This is a genomic window from Rhodopirellula sp. J20-39, from assembly GCF_057365095.1.
Genome location: NZ_CP195123.1, coordinates 1,691,963 through 1,714,130, shown reverse-complemented (window position 1 = coordinate 1,714,130; position 22,168 = coordinate 1,691,963). Strand labels below are relative to the sequence as shown.

Below are 22,168 nucleotides of genomic sequence, written 5' to 3'. Positions count from 1 at the left end.
AAGCTCCGCGATATCCGTTGAGTCGCACGATACAAAATGAGGGCCTTCGATCGAAAGTCCGAATCTGTATTTGGCCAAAATCGGTAAAAACACTGGATTTAGACTGCGGTTGCCACCGAGGGCGGATTTTTTGTAAGCATCATCCGGTATTAGCTGTCGAGATCGCCTTCCGTAGGGATTTTTCGTTCCAAGACGACCCCCGACCTATTTCGCAAGGATGCGTTATGCCCCTCACCATTTCACTTCAGTGCTTGTTGCCCGCCACTTTTCGCCGCGGGTCAGCGACTGCCGCGACGATCATTTTGGCGCTGCTAAGTACGAACGTGGGCTGCCAGCGGAATCGGTTCTTTTCGCCCATGGCATCCCGCTCGCAAATGGACGGCTCGCCGCCATCGATGCACGGTCCAGCCATCGGCGGGATGGAAGGTCAAGTGAGAGTCACCAGCCAAGAGGCCACGCCGGAAACCGCGATCGCACCAGTTCAACAACGACTCGCGACTGCTAAACGAGCGGTCGACCCCAACGACCCAACTTCACAGGAAACGAAGGCGCGGCCTGCGTCGCACATCCGACCAACCGAATCCAATCCAACCCCCGAAATTCAGCAGACCACCGCGACCGAACCGATCGCAACCACACCGTCGGCTGAAAAGGTCATCAGCCAGCTCAACCTTCCCGAGCAATACAACGGCGTCGACGTGACTGAACTGATCAGCGCGTTGGGTGACGCACCGCCTGAAGTTCAAAAGGCTGCGATAGGGCGACTGATTGCAATGTCCCGAAAGCAAGCCAAACCAACCGAACACCCCGAGGGCATCGAGGCCGTATTGGCCGCATCGATGGACTCCCTTCCCGAGCTACCGGATGAGGTAATCGACCGTGGCGTAAGCCCCACACGAATCGGTGCGTCCTCACCCGCCGCACAGGATCCGACTGGCACATCCGATCCAACTAACGCCGCGGCCACAACGACCAAGCTAGTGCAGTCCACCACACCGAATACCACCACTCCAGAGCCTTCAACGGCAAGTGCGACTGCCGCCGCCGACAATCCCCCCGTCAGCAATGACGCTGTCGCCAAGAACGCGAACGAAACCATCGCTCGAGCTCTTTCAGAATTGTCCAAATCGGTTCAGTCCCAAGATTCCACGTCGGCATCTTCGATGATCGAACAATCAATCGCGAAGAGTGCCCCCACTCACGTCCAGTTCAACGACCAATCCGACAACATCCAAACTGTGTCGGCGGAATCCACTGCCGCGGCGAACACACAAGTTTCGCAAGCCGGTATGCAATTACCACCCGCAGCGAATGACTCCGGATCCGAAACCGTCGCGATCAGCGATAACGTCGCCAACGACATCGCGGCTGATTCAATTGTTCCCGCCAGCGATGTCGCACCGGTTGGCAATCCGGCCAGTGAACTCACCGATGCCCAGTTGTTCGATGCCCTGGTCGCTCGTTTGCAAACAGCAACCGAGGGTGAGAGCGAAGCGAACCGCCATCGCCGGTTGGTGATGGCTCGGCACCTGATGGTTCTATCTGGGGATCCCGAACGGGCCGTCGAAAAGCTAGAAGGTTTGTCACGTGAAGAAGAAGAGTTCCTGCGTCATCAATTGCGTGGTCTGTGGACGATCATCGACCCCAACGGCCATCCGGTCGCCAGCCGCCGTCTGAGTTCAGCACTTCCCGAAATGCGAAAGGCGACTGGCTACTTGGCCGCTGCCAGTGACTCGCTCGAAGTTCGCGGCCTTGAGTTCTGCACCGAGATCGAAGCCTACGGTGAAGTCAAACCATTCCCTAACCGTCGCTTCGTCGCCGGCCAGGAAGTCATCTTGTACTGCGAAGTCGAAAATTTTGTTTCCGCAAAAGCTGATGGCGGTTTCGAAACCCGATTGCAGGGCAGTTATGACCTGCTCGACAACAACGGCAGACGCGTGTCCAGCCAATCGCTTCCCGAAGATCGCCAGGTCTCTAATAACCAGCTACGCGATTACTTTGTCGCCTACCAAATGTACCTGCCCGACGGGATTGAACCGGGCCGATACCAACTGCGTTTGACCATGGAAGACCTGCACGGCAAGAAGTACGGGCAGTCCACGATCAAGTTCGAAATCAAACGTTAGATCGCCGGCTCAATAATCAGCCAGCCGAAATCGGCCTAGCCGTATACCCAAAGTTTGGCTTCGCTTCTCCGCCGGTTACGCCGTGCGCGAGCCGGTCATCGACGAAACGTCGTCAGCGCAGTGGTGACAATGCGCACCGCAATCGCACCGAACGGAAGACCGATCGCAGCTAACGCACAACTCGGTTAAAACGCTTAACCGTTTAAGCCACAAAACACCGTTCCCCGGCTTATCCTGCTGGGTTAGCTAGATTGTCGCACTGGGGCACCTGGACCGTGCCAGGGGGTACGAGGCTTGGTGCCAGTGAGTATCATTGCGTCAGCTTACGCTTTGTTGCTGGTCTTTGACCGCTTTCAGAACCCTGCTTGGTCCGAACGCCGATGTCTCCTGATTTCGATCACATGCCTGAAATTCCAAACGCGTCCACGGACACCGTTGAAAGTGAAGCATCCCGCCTGGTCACCGACCAAGCCGTTCATGCCGCGGGCAGTCCTGGGGTCGAGGACCTTGAGGTCAAAGACGCCCATGTGATTTTCAATACGGTGTGGAACGACCTGGAAGAAGAAATTGGCCACGAAAACCTGCGGTTCACCAAAGAACTGATTCTTTTGGGCGGTGCTCCCGGCAGCGGTAAGGGAACCAACAGTAACTTCATCTCGAAGGTCCGCGGATTGACCTGTCCGCCAATCATCGTCAGTGACCTACTGAACACACCTGAAGCGGAACGCATCAAAGAAGCCGGCGGAATGGTGGGCGACACCGAAGTCGTCGGCATCCTGTTTCGCAAACTGCTAGAAGAAGAATATCGCGACGGTTGCATTCTGGACGGGTTCCCTCGAACACGCGTCCAGGTCGAATGCCTCCACCTGCTGGTTCAGAAGATGAACCAATTGTACCGCGAATACCACACGACTCCGCTGGCGATCAACTTCCGCAAACCGACCGTGCACGCGGTCGTGCTGTTCATCGATGAAAAGACCAGCATCGAGCGACAATTGTTGCGTGGGCGAATGATCGCCGAACACAACGAACGCGTCCAACGCGAAGGCGACGGAAAAATCATCGAGCTGCGGGCAACCGACCTCGATCCGATCGCCGCTAAAAGTCGTTATCGCGTCTTCAAAGAAAAAACCTGGGATGCACTTCAATCGCTGAAGCAGATCTACCACTACCACTTCATTGATGCCGACGGATCAATCGACGAAGTCGAACGCAAGATCCGGATGGAACTGGATTACCAGTCCTCTTTGGAACTCGATCCAGAAACCTATGATGCCGTTCGGGGGCTTCCACTGGCAACCGAACTCGGCGTTCACGCTCGGCAAGAACTGGTCCGTCGACTCGACAGCTACCAACTCGAACACACTGAGTTGTTTCATAAGGTCATTCATGAGATCGAAAACAAATTCGTTCCCATCGTCCAGCGACATGCCATCGCCGGACTATCGATCATCAATAGCGAAGACCCGCTTTTCGATAACCCGCTCGTGCTAGCCATGGTGATTGACATCTTCGCCGAGCGTGGTTTCCGCGCGGTCGCCAACATCAATCTCGCCCAGACACCCGACCACTTCGACTTGCAAACCGGCAAGATCACCTGCAAGACGAAGAAAATCTTCCGCTTCCAAGTTCGCTTCGAAGGCAGCGAGATTCGGCGAGGCGGTCGTTAGCGGTGTCCAAACGCTTGCTGCTGATTCCGACGTCTCTTGAACGGGAGCGGTTGCTCAAGCGAGTTGACGCCCACACGCTAGCCGAGTGGGAAGTACGGTTGTGCGGTTTTGGTGTCATCGCTGCCGCGGCCCAATCAAGTTACTGGCTTCAACAACTGCGACCCGACGAGGTCGTGCTGGCGGGGATAGCTGGCTCGCTGCACTCCAGCGCAACGGTGGGTTCGGCGATCTGGATCAGCGAAGCGATTTGCGAAGGCATCGGTGTCTCGTCTACCGAGGCCACGTGCCGTTCGGCTGGGGAGCTTGGTTGGAACCAAATTGAACCCAGCCTAGATTCGCCGCCACGCCCCGCAATCGGTGACCGAATCGAAATCTCGTCACCCACCGGCAAGGATCAAAAGCTGCTCACCGTCTGCGCTGCATCGGCCAGCCAAACGGTTGCGGACTCCCGACGTCAAACGCATGGGCCGGGCGTCATCGCCGAGGACATGGAAGGCTTCGCCGTCGCAATGGCGTGCCAGATCGCAGACATCCCGCTGCAAATCGTCCGTGGAATCAGCAACGTTGCCGGCGATCGGGATCCCAGCGGTTGGCAGATTGACGCCGCACTCGACGCCGTCGCCCAATCGCTCGCCTCGCTTTGACGCCAAATCGGCTGTCATGACGGTGGTTTTGCGACACCTGGGCCAAGTCTGGGCCGATCGGTTATTTTATCGGCTGCTGTCACCTTCGACTCCTCTGCCTCGCCACGAACTCGCCGATAACCTATGGCATCTTCGCAATTGCTCGCATCCGGCCAACACCCCGTCACGACCGTCATTGGGTTGGAAGTCCATGTGCAACTGAAAACGCAAACCAAGCTCTTTTGCGGATGCACGACTCAGTTCGGGATGCCCGCCAATTCCCAAGTTTGCCCGGTATGTCTCGGGATGCCCGGCTCGCTTCCGGTCATGAATCGGGAGGCGATCAAGTTGTCGGTACGTACCGGTCTGGCGATCAATTGCTCGATCCCGCCGATGACGAAATGGGACCGCAAGCAATATTTCTACCCTGACTTGCCCAAGGGATATCAGATCAGCCAGTTCGATTTGCCGATCTGCGCCGATGGCTATCTGGAGATCCAAGATCCGGCCGACGAGGACAAAACCCGCCGCATCGGTATCGTCCGCGCTCACCTGGAAGAGGACGCGGGCAAGAGCATGCACGATGAAGCCGCTGGCGTGTCGGACACCAAGATTGACCTCAACCGATGCGGAACGCCACTGCTGGAAATCGTCAGCCAACCAGAGATGCGATCGTCCGACGAGGCAAAAGCGTATCTGAGTGAACTCAAACTCTTGCTTACCCACCTGGAAGTTTCCGATTGCGAGATGGCTCAAGGCAGCCTGCGGGTCGACGCCAACGTGAACTTGCACATTGATGTCGATGGCAAGAAAGTAGCCACACCGATTGTCGAAATTAAAAACCTGAACAGTTTCCGTAACGTTCAGCGGGCGATCGATTACGAAGTCAACCGGCAAGTCGTTGCGTGGGAAGACACCGGCGGCACCATCGATGACGCCCCCAAAACCACTCGGGGCTGGGACGATCAAGCCGAGAAGACTTTCGAGCAACGTGAAAAGGAACTGTCGGCCGATTACCGCTACTTCCCCGATCCCGACTTGCTACCGGTACGCTTGCCCGTCGAATTCATTGACTCCATTCGCGAAACCTTGGGCGAACTGCCCGCCGTCACACGCCGGCGGCTGCAAGATCAACACGGCATCAAAATGTATGACGCCGATGTGATCGTTAACCAAGGCAAGGCGATGATCGATTACTTCGAAACCGCTGCCAACGCCAGCGGCGACGCCAAAAAGACCTCGTCGTGGGTGATGCAGGACGTGATGCGAACGATGAAAGATCGTGATCTTTCAATCGAATCGTTTCCGGTATCGGCTTCCACACTCGGCGAACTGGTCAAAGAGATCACCGATGGCAAACTGGATACATCCCGTGGTCGGGACATCTTCGAACACCTCACCAATCACCCACAAACGCTTGCCGAAGCGAAGACCGCGTTGGGAATCGAATCCGTTGACGATGACGCCTTAACAACTCTGTGCGAACAACTTCTCGCCGACAATCCTCAAGTGGTTGCCGATGTGAAGGACGGTAAGCAACAAGCTGTGGGCGCGTTGATCGGTCAAGCTCGCAAAAAGAATCCCAACGCCAACCCTCAAGCGGTTCGTCAAACGCTACTCGACTTGATTGCCAAGATGTAGGAAGCTGCGATCAAGTAAGATGTGCTCGGCTCCAAGGCGCGACCTTGAAATCGCCGCCACCATCGGTCCCCCACTTGTTTCGCTAGCAGGCCCTACTTTGCATCGTTTGTTGTATTCGAAGCTGATCCTCACAACTGTCTATTTCTTAACGTTCGTTGTCGTCAGCGTCGGCGGGCCCGCGTCACGGCTGATGGGCCAAGATACCCCGCTAGGTAAGTTTCAAATTCCAAAAGCGGAATTGCCTGCGCGAGGGATGTGGAGCGAACGCCCCGCCGAACGCTGGGAAGATGCTTTGATCACCGGCAACGGCACGCTAGGCGCGATGGTGTTCGGCACACCGGCACTCGAACGCGTGGTTCTGAACCATGAACGACTCTACGAACCCCTTCTGGACCAGCCTTGCCCGGTTCCGGATATTTCCAAGTCGTTACCTGAAGTGCGGCGTTTGTTGGCAGACGGCAAATACAAAGACGCCTACGCGCACGCTTATCAAGCCGCAATCGATGCCGGATTCCCCGGTATTCAGTGGACCGATCCTTACCATCCCGCGTGTTCGTTGGTACTGGAACAAGACGGTGTCGACGCATCATCGGTAACCCAATATCGACGGTCAACGAACTTCCAGACCGGCGAAATTATCGTCCGCTTTCAGTCCAGCGGACGCGAATTCATTCGAAAAACATTTGCCTCACGAGCTGACAACATCATCGTTGTGCAGTTGCGAGCCCTGGACGGAGAGCCCATCTCTGGACGCGTCAAACTCGTTAACCAGGACTCACGACCGGCCAACAAACGAGTCGACCGAAAAGGCGGCGGTTATCACGATCCTACCATTTCGGTCACGCCCGATTCGATCGCCTATCGCTGCAAGTACAACCGCTCGCCGCGAGGCTACCAAACGTTGCTGCAACTTCATGGCTCCACAAATTCCGAGCCCAAACTCGCGGATGATAAAGCATCCGAATCGCGTGCTTCGGAAGCGGTCTCGTTTGATGCACCGGAAATCAGCCTTCTGATTGCAATCGATTCGCTTGAGCAATTCGATGCCGACGGCGAATCACTCACGGCACTAAAACGTCGTCTAGACAATATCAGGGGCAGCTACGACCAATTGCTGTCAAGACACGTCGCGATTCATCAACCGATGTTTGATCGCGTTCAGTTTCAACTCAACAGTGACGACGGAGCAAACGATCCCGCTGATTCGCTCAGCAGTGAAAGGTTGATCGCACTTCAAAAGTTGCTTCCTAACGAACAAGTGCTGCCCACTTTGCTGCAAAAAATGTTCGACATGGGGCGGTACACCCTGATCAGTTCGTCTGGCGAATGGCCATCGAACTTGATGGGAATCTGGAACGGTGCCTGGCGACCGGAATGGTCAGGCGACTTCACGCTCGATGCAAACGTGAACCTACAAATCGCGTCCGCCAACTTAGGTCAACTCCCCGAAGCAATCGCAAGCTACGATCGTCTCGTCTTGGGCTTGATCGATGACTGGAAAATCAACGCAACGAATCTATACGGTTGCCGCGGAGTACTATCGGGCTGCCGCACCGATGGACGCCACAATTTGCACACCCACTTTTCCGACGGGTTCCCCGGACATGCGTGGACCGCCGGTGCTGAGTGGATGGTGCTCCCCATGTGGGAACACTACCAAACGACCGGCGACGAAGAGTATTTGCAAGAACACTTGTTGCCCGTGATGCAGCAAATTGCGTTGTTCTATGACGATTTCCTGAACGGCCAATATGTCGATGGCAAACGAGTTTTCTGGCCTTCGTATTCACCCGAAAACCAACCTGGAAACACGAAGTGCCCCGTGGCGATTAACGCCACCATGGACATTGCTTGTGCGAAAGAAGCGTTGCAAAACTTGATTGGGCTTGGCGAACGTTCGGGACTGACCCAGTCACAACTTGCCGCCTATCAACAACTGCTCGACGAGCTTCCTGCGTATCTGATCAACGAAGACGGGGCTCTGAAAGAGTGGGCATCACCATTGCTGGACGACCGCTACGACCACCGCCATGTGTCGCATCTCTATCCAGTTTGGCCCGGTCATGAGATTAACCCCGAAGACACGCCGGACCTTTTCCAGGCTGCGGTTATTGCCTCGAAGAAACGAGGGCGCGGCAATGGGTCCGCACACGGGCTGACTCACATGGCACTGATCGCAGCGAGATTGAAGGATGCCGATTTGGTGAAGGGGAATTTGCGTTTCATGCTAAGCAACAACTACCTATTGCCTAGCTTGTTCACGTTCCACAACCCCGGCCGGATCTACAACTCTGACATGCTCAATGCGTTGCCCGCCGTGGTGATGGAAATGCTGGTTTACTCCAAACCGGGCGAGATCGAATTGCTTCCGGCATTGTCCGGCGAATTTCCCAGCGGCCAAATCTCCGGCGTGAGCTGCCGCAACCAAACGATCGTCGAATCGTTGAGCTGGAACCTAGACAAAGGCGATGTCGATTTACGTTTACGGTCGTTGATCGACCAGCCCCTGACCTTTCGGTTGCGACGTGGCATTGAATCCATCGTTAACTCCGCTGGTGAACAAGCGAAGCTGTCCCACGACGGAACCGCGAAGGTCTCGCTAAAAGCCGGCCAGACCGAAACGTGGACGTTCCGGCTATCCGAATAGCCACTTAGTAAACCGTTCCAACGATGATCGCCGGCATGTCGAGGTCCTAAAACCGGGTCCATTCGCGATGAACATGGGGTCCGGTCTGGTTCTTAGATTTCGGTCGCGCCTTTGCTGGCAAGTGCAATACACTCTCTGCCATGTCGTTCCACATCGCGACCATCGTTGCTAGACGCTCCGGTTCCCGATCGGCCAAGTTGTTAAGTTCGCAGCGATCATTCGCAACGTTGTAAAGCTCCCACCGCTCGTTTTGGAAACTGACCAGCTTCCAGTCACCATCTCGCAGCCCACGATCCGAACCGAACAGCAAGTGAATCGGGGGACGATTATCGAGTTGATTCCCGTCAAAGATTGGTTTTAGCGAAACACCGGACACCGACCGCAAATCGCGATCGTTCCATGATGTCGGTATTTCGCTATCGGAAATATCCGCAAGGGTAGGCAGCACGTCGATCAAGTGAGCAGGTTGATCAACGATGGAACCAGCGGGCTGTTTCAAACCGGCAGGCCAATGCACAATCGCAGGAGTCGAAATGCCGCCTTCAAATTGGTTCTGTTTGTAATATCGGAAAGGACTGTTTCTAGCCCACGCCCACCCGGTTGAATCGCCTAAAAGAGTTTCCGCGTTGGTGGGCTCGACATCCAACAAGGGAGCCCGACGGTCGTATGGGCAAGCGCCGTTGTCAGAAACGAAAAGTATTAGCGTGTTGTCCAGTTCGTTGTTCTCGATCAAGTCTGCGACAAGACGTCCAACTTCCTGATCCACTCGATCAATCATCGCCGCTAACGTTGTCATTTTGTTGGCCTCGTAGGCACGCCGCCAAGGTTCCAAGTCTTCCCATGCCGGCACATGTTCAGGACGCGGGCTTGGCTTCAGCGAATTTGGCAGAACACCCAATTGCTTTTGTTTTGCGATCCGCCGCTGGCGCGTAACATCCCAGCCTTCATCATATTTACCTTTGTACTTCACGTAGTCCTCCGGCAAAGCATGCAGCGGCGCGTGTGGAGCATTAAAGGCAACATACATGTACCAAGGCTGATCAGCTTGACGTGCCTCATCTAAAAATTTCAGCCCGTAATCCACGTTGGCCACGGTCGTGTAGAAATCCTTCTCCGGTACTTCCCATGGTTCACCGTTCAACCGAAACGAATCATCACCGGCAAAGTAGTTGCACGCCCCGCTGAGATGACCGAAGTACTTTTGAAACCCGAAATCGGTTGGTTGCTGTTTCAGGTGCCACTTGCCCGTCATCATGGTTGTGTACCCGCCACCGGTAAGCACTTCAGCCGATGTCACCGCGTGGTTGAGTGCCGTGTCGCCCGCCGCAATGCAGTACTGACCGGTCAACAAACACACCCGCGAAGAATGGCATTTCGCGGTGTTATAGAACTGTGAGAACCGCATTCCCCCGCTGGCCAGTGCATCCAAATTTGGTGTTTCGATCTCACTGCCATAACATCCGATATCCGAGTACCCCAGATCATCGACCATGATCACAAGAAAATTTGGTCGCTCGGCGTAGCAGGATGCCGCGCAGAGAAAGATGCAACCCAACATCACCGCACTGGCTGCGGCTAATACTTTCTTCATCTCTAGTCTCATCGTTATTTAGGATTTGGCTCGATTGGATTGCCACCGGGTTCGACAGAGGAAACTGTCATCACCCACGTTGTCGAATGCAATGGAAAGGTATTTGCGGCAACAAGATGTCGATTCGAAGTGGTGAACAAGGCGGCGAGTCCGGTTGACGAGCGGGCGGAAGGACTCGTTACCTCGGCCACTACGATCCGACCGATCGTTGAGAAAGCTGAGCCGCTCGAAGCGAAGTCCAACCAGGTCAAGCCTCCCACGAGTCAGCCAGGAAGAAACATTACCGCAGCTACTTTCATAACTCTCAATACTTTGCGATTGCCGTCTCACCTAGCACACCGCCGTTATCGATCGGTGAAGCACTTGAAGCAGTACGACAATCGCATGCGGCTAACTTGCTTAAAAAGGCTTCTCCCGATTACAGACGCTGCCCAGCAAGCAAAGGCAGCATCTGGTTCGGAAAGCCTTTCAACTCCATGACATCAGTTGTCGTCATGAGGCTGACTGTTGGCGATAGTTTGATCATCTCTCGTTTGGATTTCTACATCGCTCATTCCATCAGTCACCAACTTCGGATCATCACTCCCGCATCCAGTTAAAGTGAGCGACATCCCTAAGAGGAAGCAAGCAAAAACGAACGGTAACGTTTGACGTGGTTTCATGTTCTATAGCCGAATAAAAAGGGAAGAGATTTTTTGATCTAAGTTGTGAAAGCGAAGCTTCGTTCGAGGTGCCGCAGCCGTGGTGAAACCGAGTCTCACCTACAGCGCGGCCGCGAACCCAACGAAAAAAGTCATCAAAGAAAGGTGCCATCTCAACTGCAATGCTGTTCTGGCACCTATTCCCTGCAATATTTGAAAGGACTGACGGAGAATATCCGTCGGGTTACATACCCCAAGATTCAAGCACGACGAAGTTTGCTAGGGATCCTCACGTCCGAAAAAATCGGACAGACAAGTACATAGCTGCTTTAAAAGTCGCTACCGATTACTTCACGTGCAGCACCGGTACCAAGTGCTCCCCATAAACCGTACGGACTCTCAGCCCCAGGAGTGTTGCTTAAATAAACATTCCCGGCTGTCGTGGTGCCGGCTTCGATGGAGTCCGTTATGAAACGAACAGCGCCATCGCCCATCAGGACATGACATCCACCTGGGTGCTGACTCGACATGGAGGCTTGCACACTGAATTCCTTGAACAGTGCGTGGCCACAAAGCTCAGAGTTGGGAGGTAAAATGGTGAAACAACCCGATTGCATCGCGTGACAGTCCGCCCACTGGAACCCTCGCGAAGCACTGGAGTATTTCCCCGTCGCAGAGTAATCGTAAATCGTAGCGGTAGGACTCCAGAAGCCAGGCCGCTCTGTATCCAACAACCCTTGCGACTGGCAGTATTTAGGATCGTCTCGCATCGACTTCATCCATTTCTCGCCTCCGCTTGTCGTGGTGTTCGCAATACTTGTTCGGCTGTCGGCGTCACCCAGATAAGTTGCGAACTCGCCCATCGCGATCGTGTTGGATAACCCATCAAGGCAGTCTCGAAACTTTGCCTTTCGATCGCCGAACTTGAAGAAGCCACGTTGGGAAGCACGATTCTGTTCGGACGCCTTTTCAGGTGTATTGAACTCGGCAGTACGCCGAAGCATCGTTGCCCAAATCGAATCCCCCAGGCACGATCCGTAATTGGTTCGTCCAAGTGAGGGCAAGCCTTCACCGGGATCGCTGGGGCAACGCAGGGTTGGGAACTCAGTCGCCCAAGGATCGTAAGCCGCTAAATCGGGAGTCGGCCCCATTGGCGGGTAATCAATCGTACCGTCACCATTGTCGTCGCGAGGATTGCTGATTTGCTCCCATGACGCTTGTTGTTCCACGAAGGGCAACAGCGGTACCAAGACGCTCAGTCGCGTGTTATTGTGCTTAGTCGTTGCACTGTTTTTCCAGTGAATAGCCGTGATTGGGTAAGTTGATTCACCGGCCGTGCCTCCCGCGTGAGTTGGAAGTTTCCCGTACGCCGAATGGTAGTTATGGATTGCTAAACCAAGTTGCTTAAAATTATTGCTGCAGCTCATTCGGCGAGCAGCTTCCCGTGCTGATTGCACGGCTGGTAATAGGAGGCCTACGAGCACTCCAATAATCGCGATTACCACGAGCAGTTCCACTAAGGTGAAACCACGAGTCTTTTCGTTCCCGAACATAAGTCACCACTCTTTCTTAGAAAAGAAATCGATTTGAAATGAGCGTAAACGCGGTGCCTGATGCGAACATCCGGCCTACCCCAAACGTCTTAAAAGCGATGGCTCTATGAACAAATTTTGGGAAACGCACCGGGCATCGATTTACGCACTAATTTCACCTTAGGAACTTCCCACACAATTCGATTGTATTTTTTCGCCCCACAAACAACCAAATGCGCACACCCGGTTAGATAGCGACATAAACGCCGTCAGTTTGCAGCGTGGAGAGTTACGTTTCCCTAGCAGCGATCGAAACTTCAAAAAAACAATCACAGTTAAAAATTCGCCACCTTGAGCCGTAGGTGAAGCTGGGTGTCTCCAGCAAACAACACTTAGTTTGCCCGTCGCAATTGCAGGCAGCCAGCTACACCACGACTCGCCTTAGGTCCGATTATTCATCACCCGCCCGGCTTCGGGCTGCCGGCTAAGACGCGTGAATTGGGTGCCGGATTGCACACGTCAGGGATCCCAGTGTGCCAGCGAAACCAGTGTGATAGCGATACCAGTGATAGGTACGCAACGGTGCAAACAGGCTCGAACCCGCGAGCGTCCAAGGTAGTCTCGAATGCGATAACGCCGGGGCGATGCAAGCACACCCGCGATCGGACGCTCGATTGTCAAAGGGGTCGCTATTCCGTTGCTGCAGAAACCGGGTTGCGGCGGTACTCCGCTTGGTCTGGCAGACACACCTGGTAGTCCGTCAACTTTGCATCGGGCACCGAGTAGTCCGTGCTGATGTACTGTGCACCGCTTTCGAATGCTTTGTCACGCCGAGTCGTATCGCCGCGACGGGCTTCCCGCGTTTCGGCGTCGGCTCGCGTGCGAACGATCAATCCCTGTTGCACGGCACGCTGAATTTCAGCGAAGCGGCTGACCGGGTCATTGATCTTTCGAAACGCGGCAGCCCGATGTTCTGCATCAACCGAAACAAACATCACCCGGTCTCGCAGCGACGGATGCCCGGCGAGGTACAGCTTGGGTAACGTGCCCTCGTTGTCCATCGCAAACCAAACTCGACCTCGTGCCGATTCAAGCGTCGGCCAACCGCAGTTCTGGATTGCGTCTCGCAAGCATTCTTCGGTTCCGCGAACGTCATCCGGCAAGATCATCTGATTGGACTGGAACACCGATCGAATCTCGGCATCGACCGCGTCGAGCAGCTTTGCATCAAACGGAATAGGCTGAACCATCGCAGGCCCCACAACGGAATCCTTCAGTTCCAATAAGATCAAGATTGGCACATGGGCCGGATTGCTTTGGGACCACTGGCGCACCTGTGTCAGAGCCGCCTTCAGTGTCGGCACGGTGCTGCGATAATCGAACCCAGGCGAATGAAGAATCTTCATGCCGGGAACGTCCATCGCCCCGTTGGCGTTTGGATGCGATTTCACGTTGGCGGCATTCTTCTTCAGCGACGCATGCCCAATCGGATTGGCGTACAAGCCTCCCTCCGGATCAGCATACAAATCCAACTCAAGCTGCCGTACCGAAAGTGCAGCTAACTGTTCCGGGATCGGCCGGTGTGAATAGTCCAACGCCTCGGCCGATGAAGACGAAACCAACCGAATCAAATTCAAGATTTCCGGCGGCGGCCCAATGCGATAAGAGTTGTGCGTTCCCACCGTTTGAATCTGGTTCATTCGCAGATCTTCGGCGACAACCCAAGATGGGAACGCCACGGCAATCACCCCGACCAGTACCCTCATCAAGAGACAACCGAACCGCCAACCTGCTACACCACACACCATTTTGACACTTCCTTTAGCTACGCCACGCTCCCGAGCGCAACGCCCGCTGCCCAGGATTGTAAGGCAATTGCCAAGACGTTACAGCGAGAAAGACGTTTGGATTAAAGAGGACGTGTCAGGGTCGAAGACGCGTCAAGGTTCTTGAATCACTTCTTTTCCATGACGGGTCCCCAACGCGTGCCAAGTTTTCAGGTCAATCGAATCCGTGATCGATCCAACCGATCCATCGACCCGTGCGGTCAAGACCAACCCTTGATGATGGCTACGTGAATTGATGGTGGCGTAGGTAGGATTGCCGGCGATACCATCTTTTCCTTCTTGCCAGGAACTGTAGTCCATCTCCTCATGCAACTGGCCGCCATCGGTGTAATGCACCTTCGAGTTCGGTGGCAACGTCACGGTAAAGCCGGTGTGATGAACACGCCCGTCGGGCCATTCCGTGTGACCAGTATTTTTGAACTGTGCCCCCGATGCGACAACGACTTCCGCCTCCGCTTGGTTGGCTGGCATATCAGTCGATGCCGGACCACCATTGCGGGTGTAGGGCGTCCACGCTTTGACCTCACCGATCAAAAGCGTGTTGCTAGTCCCATCCAAGCAATCCCGAAAGCTGAGCAGTCGATTGGGAAAGAACATGCCATCGCCGCCGGTGTTGTCGGCTGGATCGTAAACAAACCAACGCCCAAAATTGAAACCATAATTGGTTGCATACAAGGTCGGACGCCCGTCATCGAAGACACGTTCCAGATCGCTACCGGGATCGCTTGGGCAGGCGTAGGTAGGAATCTTTACGCCATCAATGGCACTTTGATTGTCCCAAGCAATCGACAAGTCCACGTTCTCGTAAATGCTGCCTTGTTCAAGGAACGGCAAAATGCGCCCGTGAACTCCCCAAGAACCATTGTTACCGGTCGATGTCACCTTACGGTCAATCAACGCCGAAGGCGGGAATTTCTTGAACGCACTTTGATAGTTGTGAACTGACAGAGCGATTTGCTTGAGATGATTACTGCACTGCATTCGCCTTGCTGCTTCGCGAGCAGCCTGAACCGCCGGCAGCAACAAGCCGACCATCACGCCGATGATGGCGATCACGACAAGCAGTTCCACAAGCGTGAAGCCAGCCCGCGGGCGTTCCGACACGCAGAAACGTTCCGGCAAACGGGGATTCGGCTTGTCATGAACGTGCATTTTGGCTCTCTCCGAGACTGAAAAGGATGACCTTTCAGTCTTCTTTCAGACCGTAAATCGGTCAAGGCGAACGGGCGATCGTTCTTCCGCCAATCTCGGTGCATTTTCCGCCACCGATGAGCAGCTCGACGGCGAATCCTTCACCAAGTTGATCCGGATCGCCAAGGTCGTGGAGGTCACAGATACGGGCCAAACCCCGCCGAATTGCTCATAATTGCCACCTGTGACTCATTTCACTATCTCCACACGGCGGATTTAACTAGCATGCTCCCAGACTAAGACTCAGCCCACCCAGAGCATCTTTGGATAGGTCGCTGGGACGCTTCCCACCCGCCAGCTTTCAGTTGGCTGATGGGAACCAGCCCAATGTCCCACCTTGATTTGCAAAATCCTCTAGCCCTAACTCCGCATACCGGGAGCGCAAGCTGTTGCAATCGTTCGTCAATCTGCACTTCGATGATCCGCTGCTGAACATGGCGACGGTTCTAGTGGCAGGAATCGTGGGGGGTGAAATCTTTGCTCGCTTTCGGCTCCCCAAGGTTACCGGCTGGATCGCCACTGGCATCTTGCTCCGCTGGATCGCACTGCCGGGCATGAATACCGATGCCGATCCGCTTTGCCTGGATCGCTTCCTGCCTTACATGCACTTCGTGCTTGGATTCATTGCCTTCACGGTAGGGGCCACGCTGTATTTCGCCAGTCTACGGAACACCGGAAAGCGAATCGGCTTGTTGCTGCTGGGTGAAATTCTGATCACGCCCGCGATTGTCGCGGCGATGCTCTATTACCTGGGCCCAGTTGTACCCGGCGGCGAGGTGATGACCTCCCATCCCGCATTCTTGCTGGCTGCAATCGCGATCGCCGGAGCACCTGGCACCACCGTATTGGTGATCCAAGAAGCCCGGGGGCGAGGAATTTTGACCCGGACCCTACTGGCCGCGATCGGTTTGATTGACATGATTGCCGTGGCGGCATTCGTTTTCATCACCACGATCCTCGGCGACAAAGTGGGATGGCCTCATGCTTTGCAAAGTGTGGTCGTCCAGTTTGCGGTCACCTTCATGATCGGTGGCGGTTGCGCCGTAGCAGCGATCGCGCTAACACGAACCATGGTTAGCCCGGCCTTTCTAGGCCCAACCATTGTCGCCGCCATTCTAGGAGCCTGGGGCCTGGCGGCTGGCTTTGGAACATCCGGCGGCATCCTGGCGTGCACCTTCGCCGGAATCGTGGTAACCAACTTGCGTCACGATCTGGTGCGTTCCGGTGAAGCCTATTTGCAAACGATCAGTGGTGCATTGTTTGCACTGTTCTACACGTTCGCTGGTATGCGATTGGATTTTGGCTTGGTCCCACAGGCGGCCGGTTTGGTCGCGTTGTATTTCTTTGCTCGGCTGGTCGGGAAATGCATCAGTGCCTTCACCGCGATGTCGATCGCCGGAGTCACCGACAATGTCCGCGGATACCTGGGCATCTCGCTATTACCCCACGGCGGCGTTGCGGTTGGTTTGATTCTATTGGTCACCGCCGACACGGCTGGCTTCAGCGAAGAGGTCCGCACGCTCGTCAACACGGTCGGTTTGTCAGCACTCGCCATCAATCAACTCTTAGGCCCCAGTGCCACGCGGTTCGCATTGGAAAAATCCGGCGAGGCACGCAAGGACCGCGCCCGACTATTGGACTTCCTGCAAGAACATCGCATCACGGTGGGACTGACCGGGAACGATCGCGAAAAAACAATTCGCGAATTGACCGCTCAGCTCTACGCGACGTCCAAGATGAAACTGCCGCAAGAAGAGTTCATCAAACGAGTGATGGCCCGAGACGCCGAACAATCGACCTGCCTGGGCCAAGGTCTCATGATCCCGCACGCGATTTTGGACGAAGACGAGGGCAAAGGAATTCGAGGAGTCTTAGGAATCAGCGCCGAAGGACTGCCTTTTGAAACGCCTGATGGCCGCGTCGTCCACGCCGTTTTGCTGCTGGCGACTCCGGAAGTGGAGCGGAATCGACACCTTCAAGTGCTCTCCGCCTTTGCCACCGCGATCACCCGCGATGCGAACCTGGTCGAACAACTCTACCACGCTCGCAGTGCGGCTCACGCGTACGAAGTACTACACGCCGATAAACACACCGACATCAACTACTTCCTCGAAGACGCGGCCGACCAAGCTGGCTTGCGTCCAACCTGATCCGGCTTGCTGTTAACGATTTCAAAACGCCGATCGAGTGATGCTCACTCGTCGGTAACGCAACCTTCGCTGGCGCTCTTAACGCACTTGATGTACTTGTACAGCGTGCCTCGAGTCGCTTTCAACGGTGGAGCGGTCCAAGCTTCTAAACGCTTTGCCATTTCCGCTTCGTCCACATCGACGTCGAGCGAATTGGTTTCCGCATCGATCGTGATCGTGTCGCCATCTTGGACCAACGCCAATGGGCCACCTTCTTGAGCTTCCGGCGTGATGTGCCCGACGATAAACCCGTGGCTACCACCACTGAAACGGCCATCGGTTAGCAAGGCCACGTCCGAACCCAAACCCGCACCCATAATGGCGCTTGTCGGAGTCAACATTTCAGGCATGCCAGGACCGCCCTTCGGACCTTCGTAACGAATCACGACCACATCGCCCTTCTGGATTTCGCTTCGCTCCAACGCCGCCAGCATGTCTTCTTCGCTGTCGTAAACACGTGCTGGGCCACTGAATTGCAAACCTTCCTTGCCTGTGATCTTGGCGACCGCACCGGTTGGCGAAAGCGAACCCTTCAGAATACGAATGTGGCCTGATTTCTTCAGCGGTGACTCGACCATCGAGACGATCGTCTGACCTTCCTTCAAACCGGGCAAATCAGACAGGTTCTCGGCCAGTGTTTTGCCGGTCACGGTCATGTGCTCGCCCTTGATGTAGCCCTTTTCCAGAAGGTATTTCATCACCGCTGGGGTACCACCGATGCTGTGCAGATCTTCCTGCACGAACTTGCCGCTTGGTTTCAGGTCGGCCAGGTACGGTGTGCGGTCACTGACGGACTGGAAGTCATCAATGGTCAACGGCACATCCACGGCACGTGCCATCGCGATCAAGTGCAAGACCGCGTTGGTACTTCCGCCCAACGCCATCAACGTCACCATCGCGTCTTCGAAGGCACCGCGAGTCATGATGTCGCGAGGCTTGATGTCCTTTTCAAGCAGGTTCAGGATGGCGGCACCGGCGCGATGGCATTCGTCCTTTTTCTCGTCATCAACCGCAGGGATACTGGCCGAGTATGGCAATGACATGCCGAGTGCTTCAATCGCGGTCGCCATCGTGTTGGCGGTGTACATCCCGCCACAGGCACCAGCCCCAGGGCAACTTCGTTTGACGATTTCCGCTCGCTCGTCTTCTTCGATCTGGCCGCTAATGAATTGGCCGTAGCACTGGAACGCGCTGACGATGTCCAGCTTTTCGCCCTTAAATTTGCCGGGCTTGATCGTGCCACCGTAAACCATCAACGAAGGACGGTTCAGTCGTCCCATCGCGATCAAACAACCGGGCATGTTCTTGTCACAACCCGGCAGCGTCACCAGGGCGTCGTACCACTGGGCTCCCATGATCGTCTCGATGCTGTCAGCGATCAAATCGCGACTTTGCAACGAAAAGCTCATCCCGTCGGTCCCCATCGAAATCCCGTCCGAGACACCGATGGTGTTGAAACGCATGCCGACCATGCCTGCGTCGACGACGCCCTTGCGTACGTCCGCTGCCAAGTCGAGCAAGTGCATGTTGCAGCTATTGCCCTCGTACCACATGCTGCCGATGCCGACTTGGGGCTTGTTCATGTCGTCGCTGGTCAACCCGGTCGCGTACAACATCGCCTGGGAAGCACCTTGGCTTTTCGGCTGAGTGATGTGACGGCTGTATTTGTTCAGAACATTTTGGTCGGAAGCGGGGGAAGTCATGGCGGCGAGGGCTAAATTGGGGGGAGGGGAAACTTCGTTGTTTTGGACAGAGTATGATCTGTCAAACTCGATCAACAAAGCCGAGGGGGTAAAATGACGCACCTGTTTCACCAAAATTATGCCGCGATCGCCTGCCTAACCCTTATCTGCAGCATCTCCGCCGCGTGGGCTGACGCTCCAGTCGCCCCTCAAACACAGGCCCCTGCGACCGACTCGGTACCCAAGGCGTCGGACACATCGGAACTCTCCACGGTGTCCGACCACGACTTCGAACGGCGATCCCGCTCGCTATTCGACGGCACCATTCTGACACGCTGGGAAGGCGGCATGTACTGGTTCCACACCCAGGGCGACGCCATCATCGCCGGTCGCTTGGAACAGCCGATCCCCAAAAATCAGTTCCTGTGCACGATGGAGCAGTTCGACAACTTCGACTTGCGAATGGACGTGCGGTTAAGAGGAACCGGTCGAAACGCTGGTGTGCAATTTCGATCCAGGCGTGCCCGATCCTCTGACGAAGGTATCCCGCCAAACGAGGTTATCGGCTACCAGGCCGATATGGGCCAAGCCGGAAACCAATCGATCTGGGGCGCGTTGTACGATGAGTCTCGCCGGCGAACGATGCTGGCCGTTCCCGAACCTCGCCTCGAAGTCAAATGGTCCACGCCAGCGAAACAGGAATCGGTCCACGCAACAGATGCCGCATCAACGGGACCCGAGCCAGGGAAAACAACCGCAGGCAACCTGAAAGCAGATGCCCAGGCCATCCCCGAGTCGGAATGGGTATCGCTGCGAATTGTCTGCGTCGATGACCGGACCGAGATTTTCATGAATGGACGCCGCACGGTCTCCTATCAGGAAACGGATCCTGAAATCCCACGCGCTGGCATCATCGGTCTGCAAATCCACAGCGGCCCACCGTCCGAAGCCTGGTACCGCAAGATCCGCATCCTCAGCCTGTAAGCTGATCACGCCCAACCGCAATACACCTAGATCAAAGCGAAAGCCGGCAGTTGCTCTGCCCACAGGTGCAGCGATTTGCTCACCATTTTAAGTAGTCGACGCAATCTGCTCGGCGTCTTGCTTCTTGGCTAACTTGTGTTCGTCATCGGTTTGCCCCACCTTCCAATAGCTCGACAAGTAGAGGTGCGTTTGGGAGATCTCATGGCTTTGGTAAAAACGCCTTAGGTTCCGCATGCTATTGAACTCGCACGCAGACCACACCGCTGGCTGGCCATCCAGCCACGGCAGTGTCTCCACTTTCGAAACAAGAAATGCACCGTTGGGGTCAGGCGTCGGGTTGATCTCCCAACGCAGTTCGAACTTTGGCGGATGATCCAACGTTTGGATCTCCGCTTCGCTAGTCACCTCGATCACTGCATACCCGATCGCATCCGCAGGCAGGTTGCGAAGATTGACACTGATCGCAGGAAGTGCGGACATGTCGCCGACCAGCAAAAACCAGTCGGCATCTTGGTTGATCATTTTTTTGGGCCCCGGGCCACCGACGAGGATCCGGTCTCCTGGTTCAGCGTTGACCGCCCACATCGAAGCGGGCCCCATCGGTTCATGCAACGCAAAATCGAGATCAATCTCCATCTCCCGTTGATGCCGGATCGTGTATGACCGCATCAGTGGCCGTGGGTTGTCTGGCTGGGGAAAGATCAACTTGACGTACGCACCCTCCTGGTCTTCGGGGAATGACGCAAGCGCGTCGCCACCCAAAGTGACACGCCGCATATGATCGGTAATTTGCGTGGAGCGGATCACCTCCAGCTCCCGTTGCGGGCGTTTAGCCATCTCGATTGTTTCCTTTGTCGAGGGATTGGTCGTCACGTGAGTTCTGTGTCATTGTTCCGGCGATGCGAATGAACGATTGGATTTGCTTGGGACTGAGGTCGCGTGTCATGTGAGCGGCGGCCTGTTCTTCGAGCACGTCAATTTTCGATAGGATTCGCCTGCCTGATTTCGTTGCCGCTAAAAACTGACTGCGGCGATCACCCGGGTTCTCAGTCGCTTCGATGAACTTCGACTCTTTCAATTCATTCAGGACGCGTGTGATCTGCGCCTTGTCTTGGTTCATTCGCTGGGCGATCGAACGTGCCGTGCTGTCCGGAAACCGGCCGATGCACTTGAGAACCCGAATGTGGGTGATCGGAAGCGGGATCTGATGCTCCTGAACACCGGCGCGGAGCTGCCTCTTGTAAGCATGCATCAGCCGGTGCAACACATCGCTGAGCGAGGACTCGGACTTTTTGAGGACGGGAACTTCACGGGCCGGCCTTTCAGGATCAGGCCTCTTCGAAACAGGCATCTCGCCCTCCACAGTTAGTTGACAGTATCAACATTACTACAGACTAGTTGATCATGTCAACCAAAAACAAGAGTGTTTCCTTAAAGCCCAACGGACCGCCTCGCAGCCTACGGTTGCACCAGATCCGGGGTAGCTTCCCACGAACTGATTCGTTGCTGATGGATTCCGCTCGTCTCATTGTGTCTGAGACTGAAATACACATCCGCCAAACAGGCAGGGGCAGACTTGGAGCCACTGAGTTCTTCAGTAGCGGGTTCTAAAAACCCGAGCCCAGGGTCAGTAAGACGGTAACGCTTGCTCGCGTTCCAGACTGCCCATCAAAGAATTTCAAAAGGGTGGAAGACGGGGCTCGAACCCGCGACCTTCGGTACCACAAACCGACGCTCTAACCAACTGAGCTACATCCACCGTCTTAACGAAAATCACACTTGCGAACCCGGCGTATTCTTCTCG

The 22,168-nt window shown here is 55.3% G+C and carries 15 protein-coding genes and 1 tRNA gene; 8 read left to right on the top strand and 8 right to left on the bottom strand.

Annotated features, from left to right (window positions below; genetic code table 11):
- Nucleotides 1-224 precede the first annotated feature (224 nt).
- The 5 genes from ACR3ZL_RS06140 (at nt 225) to ACR3ZL_RS06120 (ending at nt 8,707) form a co-directional block, all read left to right on the top strand.
- The gene (locus ACR3ZL_RS06140; protein ID WP_473648768.1) at nt 225-2,126 is read left to right on the top strand and encodes a hypothetical protein; all 1,902 of its coding nucleotides are present in this window, start codon (nt 225-227) and stop codon (nt 2,124-2,126) included.
- Nucleotides 2,127-2,527: 401 nt separating this feature from the next.
- Nucleotides 2,528-3,796 (top strand): nucleoside monophosphate kinase, encoded by a 1,269-nt coding sequence (locus ACR3ZL_RS06135; RefSeq protein WP_486173288.1) that lies wholly within the window; start codon nt 2,528-2,530, stop codon nt 3,794-3,796.
- Between the two features lie 2 nt (nt 3,797-3,798).
- A complete protein-coding gene (gene mqnB / locus ACR3ZL_RS06130) occupies nt 3,799-4,440 on the top strand; it encodes a futalosine hydrolase (protein WP_473648770.1) in 642 nt (213 codons plus the stop codon).
- Between the two features lie 123 nt (nt 4,441-4,563).
- A complete protein-coding gene (gene gatB, locus ACR3ZL_RS06125) occupies nt 4,564-6,060 on the top strand; it encodes an Asp-tRNA(Asn)/Glu-tRNA(Gln) amidotransferase subunit GatB (protein ID WP_486173287.1) in 1,497 nt (498 codons plus the stop codon).
- Nucleotides 6,061-6,157: 97 nt separating this feature from the next.
- Nucleotides 6,158-8,707, top strand: coding sequence for a glycosyl hydrolase family 95 catalytic domain-containing protein (locus ACR3ZL_RS06120; protein WP_486173286.1), 2,550 nt, complete (start codon nt 6,158-6,160; stop codon nt 8,705-8,707).
- 46 nt (nt 8,708-8,753) lie between these two features.
- Here ACR3ZL_RS06120 and ACR3ZL_RS06115 read toward each other — a convergent pair whose 3' ends face one another.
- Nucleotides 8,754-10,265: an arylsulfatase gene (locus ACR3ZL_RS06115; RefSeq protein ID WP_473653390.1), complete on the bottom strand. Its 1,512-nt coding sequence runs from the start codon at nt 10,263-10,265 to the stop codon at nt 8,754-8,756.
- A 509-nt stretch (nt 10,266-10,774) separates the two neighbouring features.
- Here ACR3ZL_RS06115 and ACR3ZL_RS06110 point away from each other — a divergent pair.
- Nucleotides 10,775-10,897, top strand: coding sequence for a hypothetical protein (locus tag ACR3ZL_RS06110; protein WP_473648773.1), 123 nt, complete (start codon nt 10,775-10,777; stop codon nt 10,895-10,897).
- Between the two features lie 371 nt (nt 10,898-11,268).
- Here ACR3ZL_RS06110 and ACR3ZL_RS06105 read toward each other — a convergent pair whose 3' ends face one another.
- From ACR3ZL_RS06105 to ACR3ZL_RS06095, 3 genes are all read right to left on the bottom strand, one after another.
- Nucleotides 11,269-12,492 (bottom strand): DUF1559 family PulG-like putative transporter, encoded by a 1,224-nt coding sequence (locus tag ACR3ZL_RS06105; protein WP_473648774.1) that lies wholly within the window; start codon nt 12,490-12,492, stop codon nt 11,269-11,271.
- Nucleotides 12,493-13,160: 668 nt separating this feature from the next.
- Nucleotides 13,161-14,237 (bottom strand): phosphatidylinositol-specific phospholipase C1-like protein, encoded by a 1,077-nt coding sequence (locus ACR3ZL_RS06100; RefSeq protein ID WP_473648775.1) that lies wholly within the window; start codon nt 14,235-14,237, stop codon nt 13,161-13,163.
- Nucleotides 14,238-14,411: 174 nt separating this feature from the next.
- Nucleotides 14,412-15,470 (bottom strand): DUF1559 family PulG-like putative transporter, encoded by a 1,059-nt coding sequence (locus ACR3ZL_RS06095; RefSeq protein WP_473648776.1) that lies wholly within the window; start codon nt 15,468-15,470, stop codon nt 14,412-14,414.
- A gap of 473 nt (nt 15,471-15,943) precedes the next feature.
- On the opposite strand from ACR3ZL_RS06095, the gene ACR3ZL_RS06090 reads away from it, so the two are divergent.
- Nucleotides 15,944-17,659, top strand: coding sequence for a PTS sugar transporter subunit IIA (locus ACR3ZL_RS06090; RefSeq protein WP_473653391.1), 1,716 nt, complete (start codon nt 15,944-15,946; stop codon nt 17,657-17,659).
- Between the two features lie 44 nt (nt 17,660-17,703).
- On the opposite strand, the gene ilvD is transcribed toward ACR3ZL_RS06090, so the two are convergent.
- On the bottom strand, nt 17,704-19,401 hold the full coding sequence (gene ilvD / locus ACR3ZL_RS06085) for a dihydroxy-acid dehydratase (RefSeq protein WP_473648777.1): 1,698 nt from the start codon (nt 19,399-19,401) through the stop codon (nt 17,704-17,706).
- Nucleotides 19,402-19,494: 93 nt separating this feature from the next.
- Here ilvD and ACR3ZL_RS06080 point away from each other — a divergent pair, with 93 nt between their 5' ends.
- Nucleotides 19,495-20,364, top strand: coding sequence for a 3-keto-disaccharide hydrolase (locus ACR3ZL_RS06080; protein ID WP_473648778.1), 870 nt, complete (start codon nt 19,495-19,497; stop codon nt 20,362-20,364).
- A gap of 87 nt (nt 20,365-20,451) precedes the next feature.
- Here the strand turns inward: ACR3ZL_RS06080 and ACR3ZL_RS06075 are convergent, their stop codons facing one another.
- From ACR3ZL_RS06075 to ACR3ZL_RS06065, 3 genes are all read right to left on the bottom strand, one after another.
- Entirely contained in the window at nt 20,452-21,201 is a 750-nt protein-coding gene (locus tag ACR3ZL_RS06075; RefSeq protein WP_473648779.1) for a siderophore-interacting protein, read from the bottom strand.
- Entirely contained in the window at nt 21,194-21,715 is a 522-nt protein-coding gene (locus ACR3ZL_RS06070) for a MarR family winged helix-turn-helix transcriptional regulator (RefSeq protein WP_486173285.1), read from the bottom strand. The genes ACR3ZL_RS06075 and ACR3ZL_RS06070 overlap by 8 nt, the downstream gene beginning before the upstream one ends.
- Before the next feature lie 333 nt (nt 21,716-22,048).
- Nucleotides 22,049-22,124 (bottom strand) — tRNA-His (locus ACR3ZL_RS06065).
- Nucleotides 22,125-22,168: the final 44 nt, after the last annotated feature.

Bases quoted from the DNA above. Each gene is read 5' to 3' on its own strand.
- ACR3ZL_RS06140 (WP_473648768.1), top strand. From the start codon at position 225: ATGCCCCTCACCATTTCACTTCAGTGCTTGTTGCCCGCCACTTTTCGC.
- ACR3ZL_RS06135 (WP_486173288.1), top strand. From the start codon at position 2,528: ATGCCTGAAATTCCAAACGCGTCCACGGACACCGTTGAAAGTGAAGCA.
- gatB (WP_486173287.1), top strand. From the start codon at position 4,564: ATGGCATCTTCGCAATTGCTCGCATCCGGCCAACACCCCGTCACGACC.
- ACR3ZL_RS06115 (WP_473653390.1), bottom strand. From the start codon at position 10,265: ATGTTGGGTTGCATCTTTCTCTGCGCGGCATCCTGCTACGCCGAGCGA.
- ACR3ZL_RS06110 (WP_473648773.1), top strand. From the start codon at position 10,775: ATGACATCAGTTGTCGTCATGAGGCTGACTGTTGGCGATAGTTTGATC.
- ACR3ZL_RS06105 (WP_473648774.1), bottom strand. From the start codon at position 12,492: ATGTTCGGGAACGAAAAGACTCGTGGTTTCACCTTAGTGGAACTGCTC.
- ACR3ZL_RS06100 (WP_473648775.1), bottom strand. From the start codon at position 14,237: ATGAGGGTACTGGTCGGGGTGATTGCCGTGGCGTTCCCATCTTGGGTT.
- ACR3ZL_RS06095 (WP_473648776.1), bottom strand. From the start codon at position 15,470: ATGCACGTTCATGACAAGCCGAATCCCCGTTTGCCGGAACGTTTCTGC.
- ACR3ZL_RS06090 (WP_473653391.1), top strand. From the start codon at position 15,944: ATGGCGACGGTTCTAGTGGCAGGAATCGTGGGGGGTGAAATCTTTGCT.
- ilvD (WP_473648777.1), bottom strand. From the start codon at position 19,401: ATGACTTCCCCCGCTTCCGACCAAAATGTTCTGAACAAATACAGCCGT.
- ACR3ZL_RS06080 (WP_473648778.1), top strand. From the start codon at position 19,495: ATGACGCACCTGTTTCACCAAAATTATGCCGCGATCGCCTGCCTAACC.
- ACR3ZL_RS06075 (WP_473648779.1), bottom strand. From the start codon at position 21,201: ATGGCTAAACGCCCGCAACGGGAGCTGGAGGTGATCCGCTCCACGCAA.
- ACR3ZL_RS06070 (WP_486173285.1), bottom strand. From the start codon at position 21,715: ATGCCTGTTTCGAAGAGGCCTGATCCTGAAAGGCCGGCCCGTGAAGTT.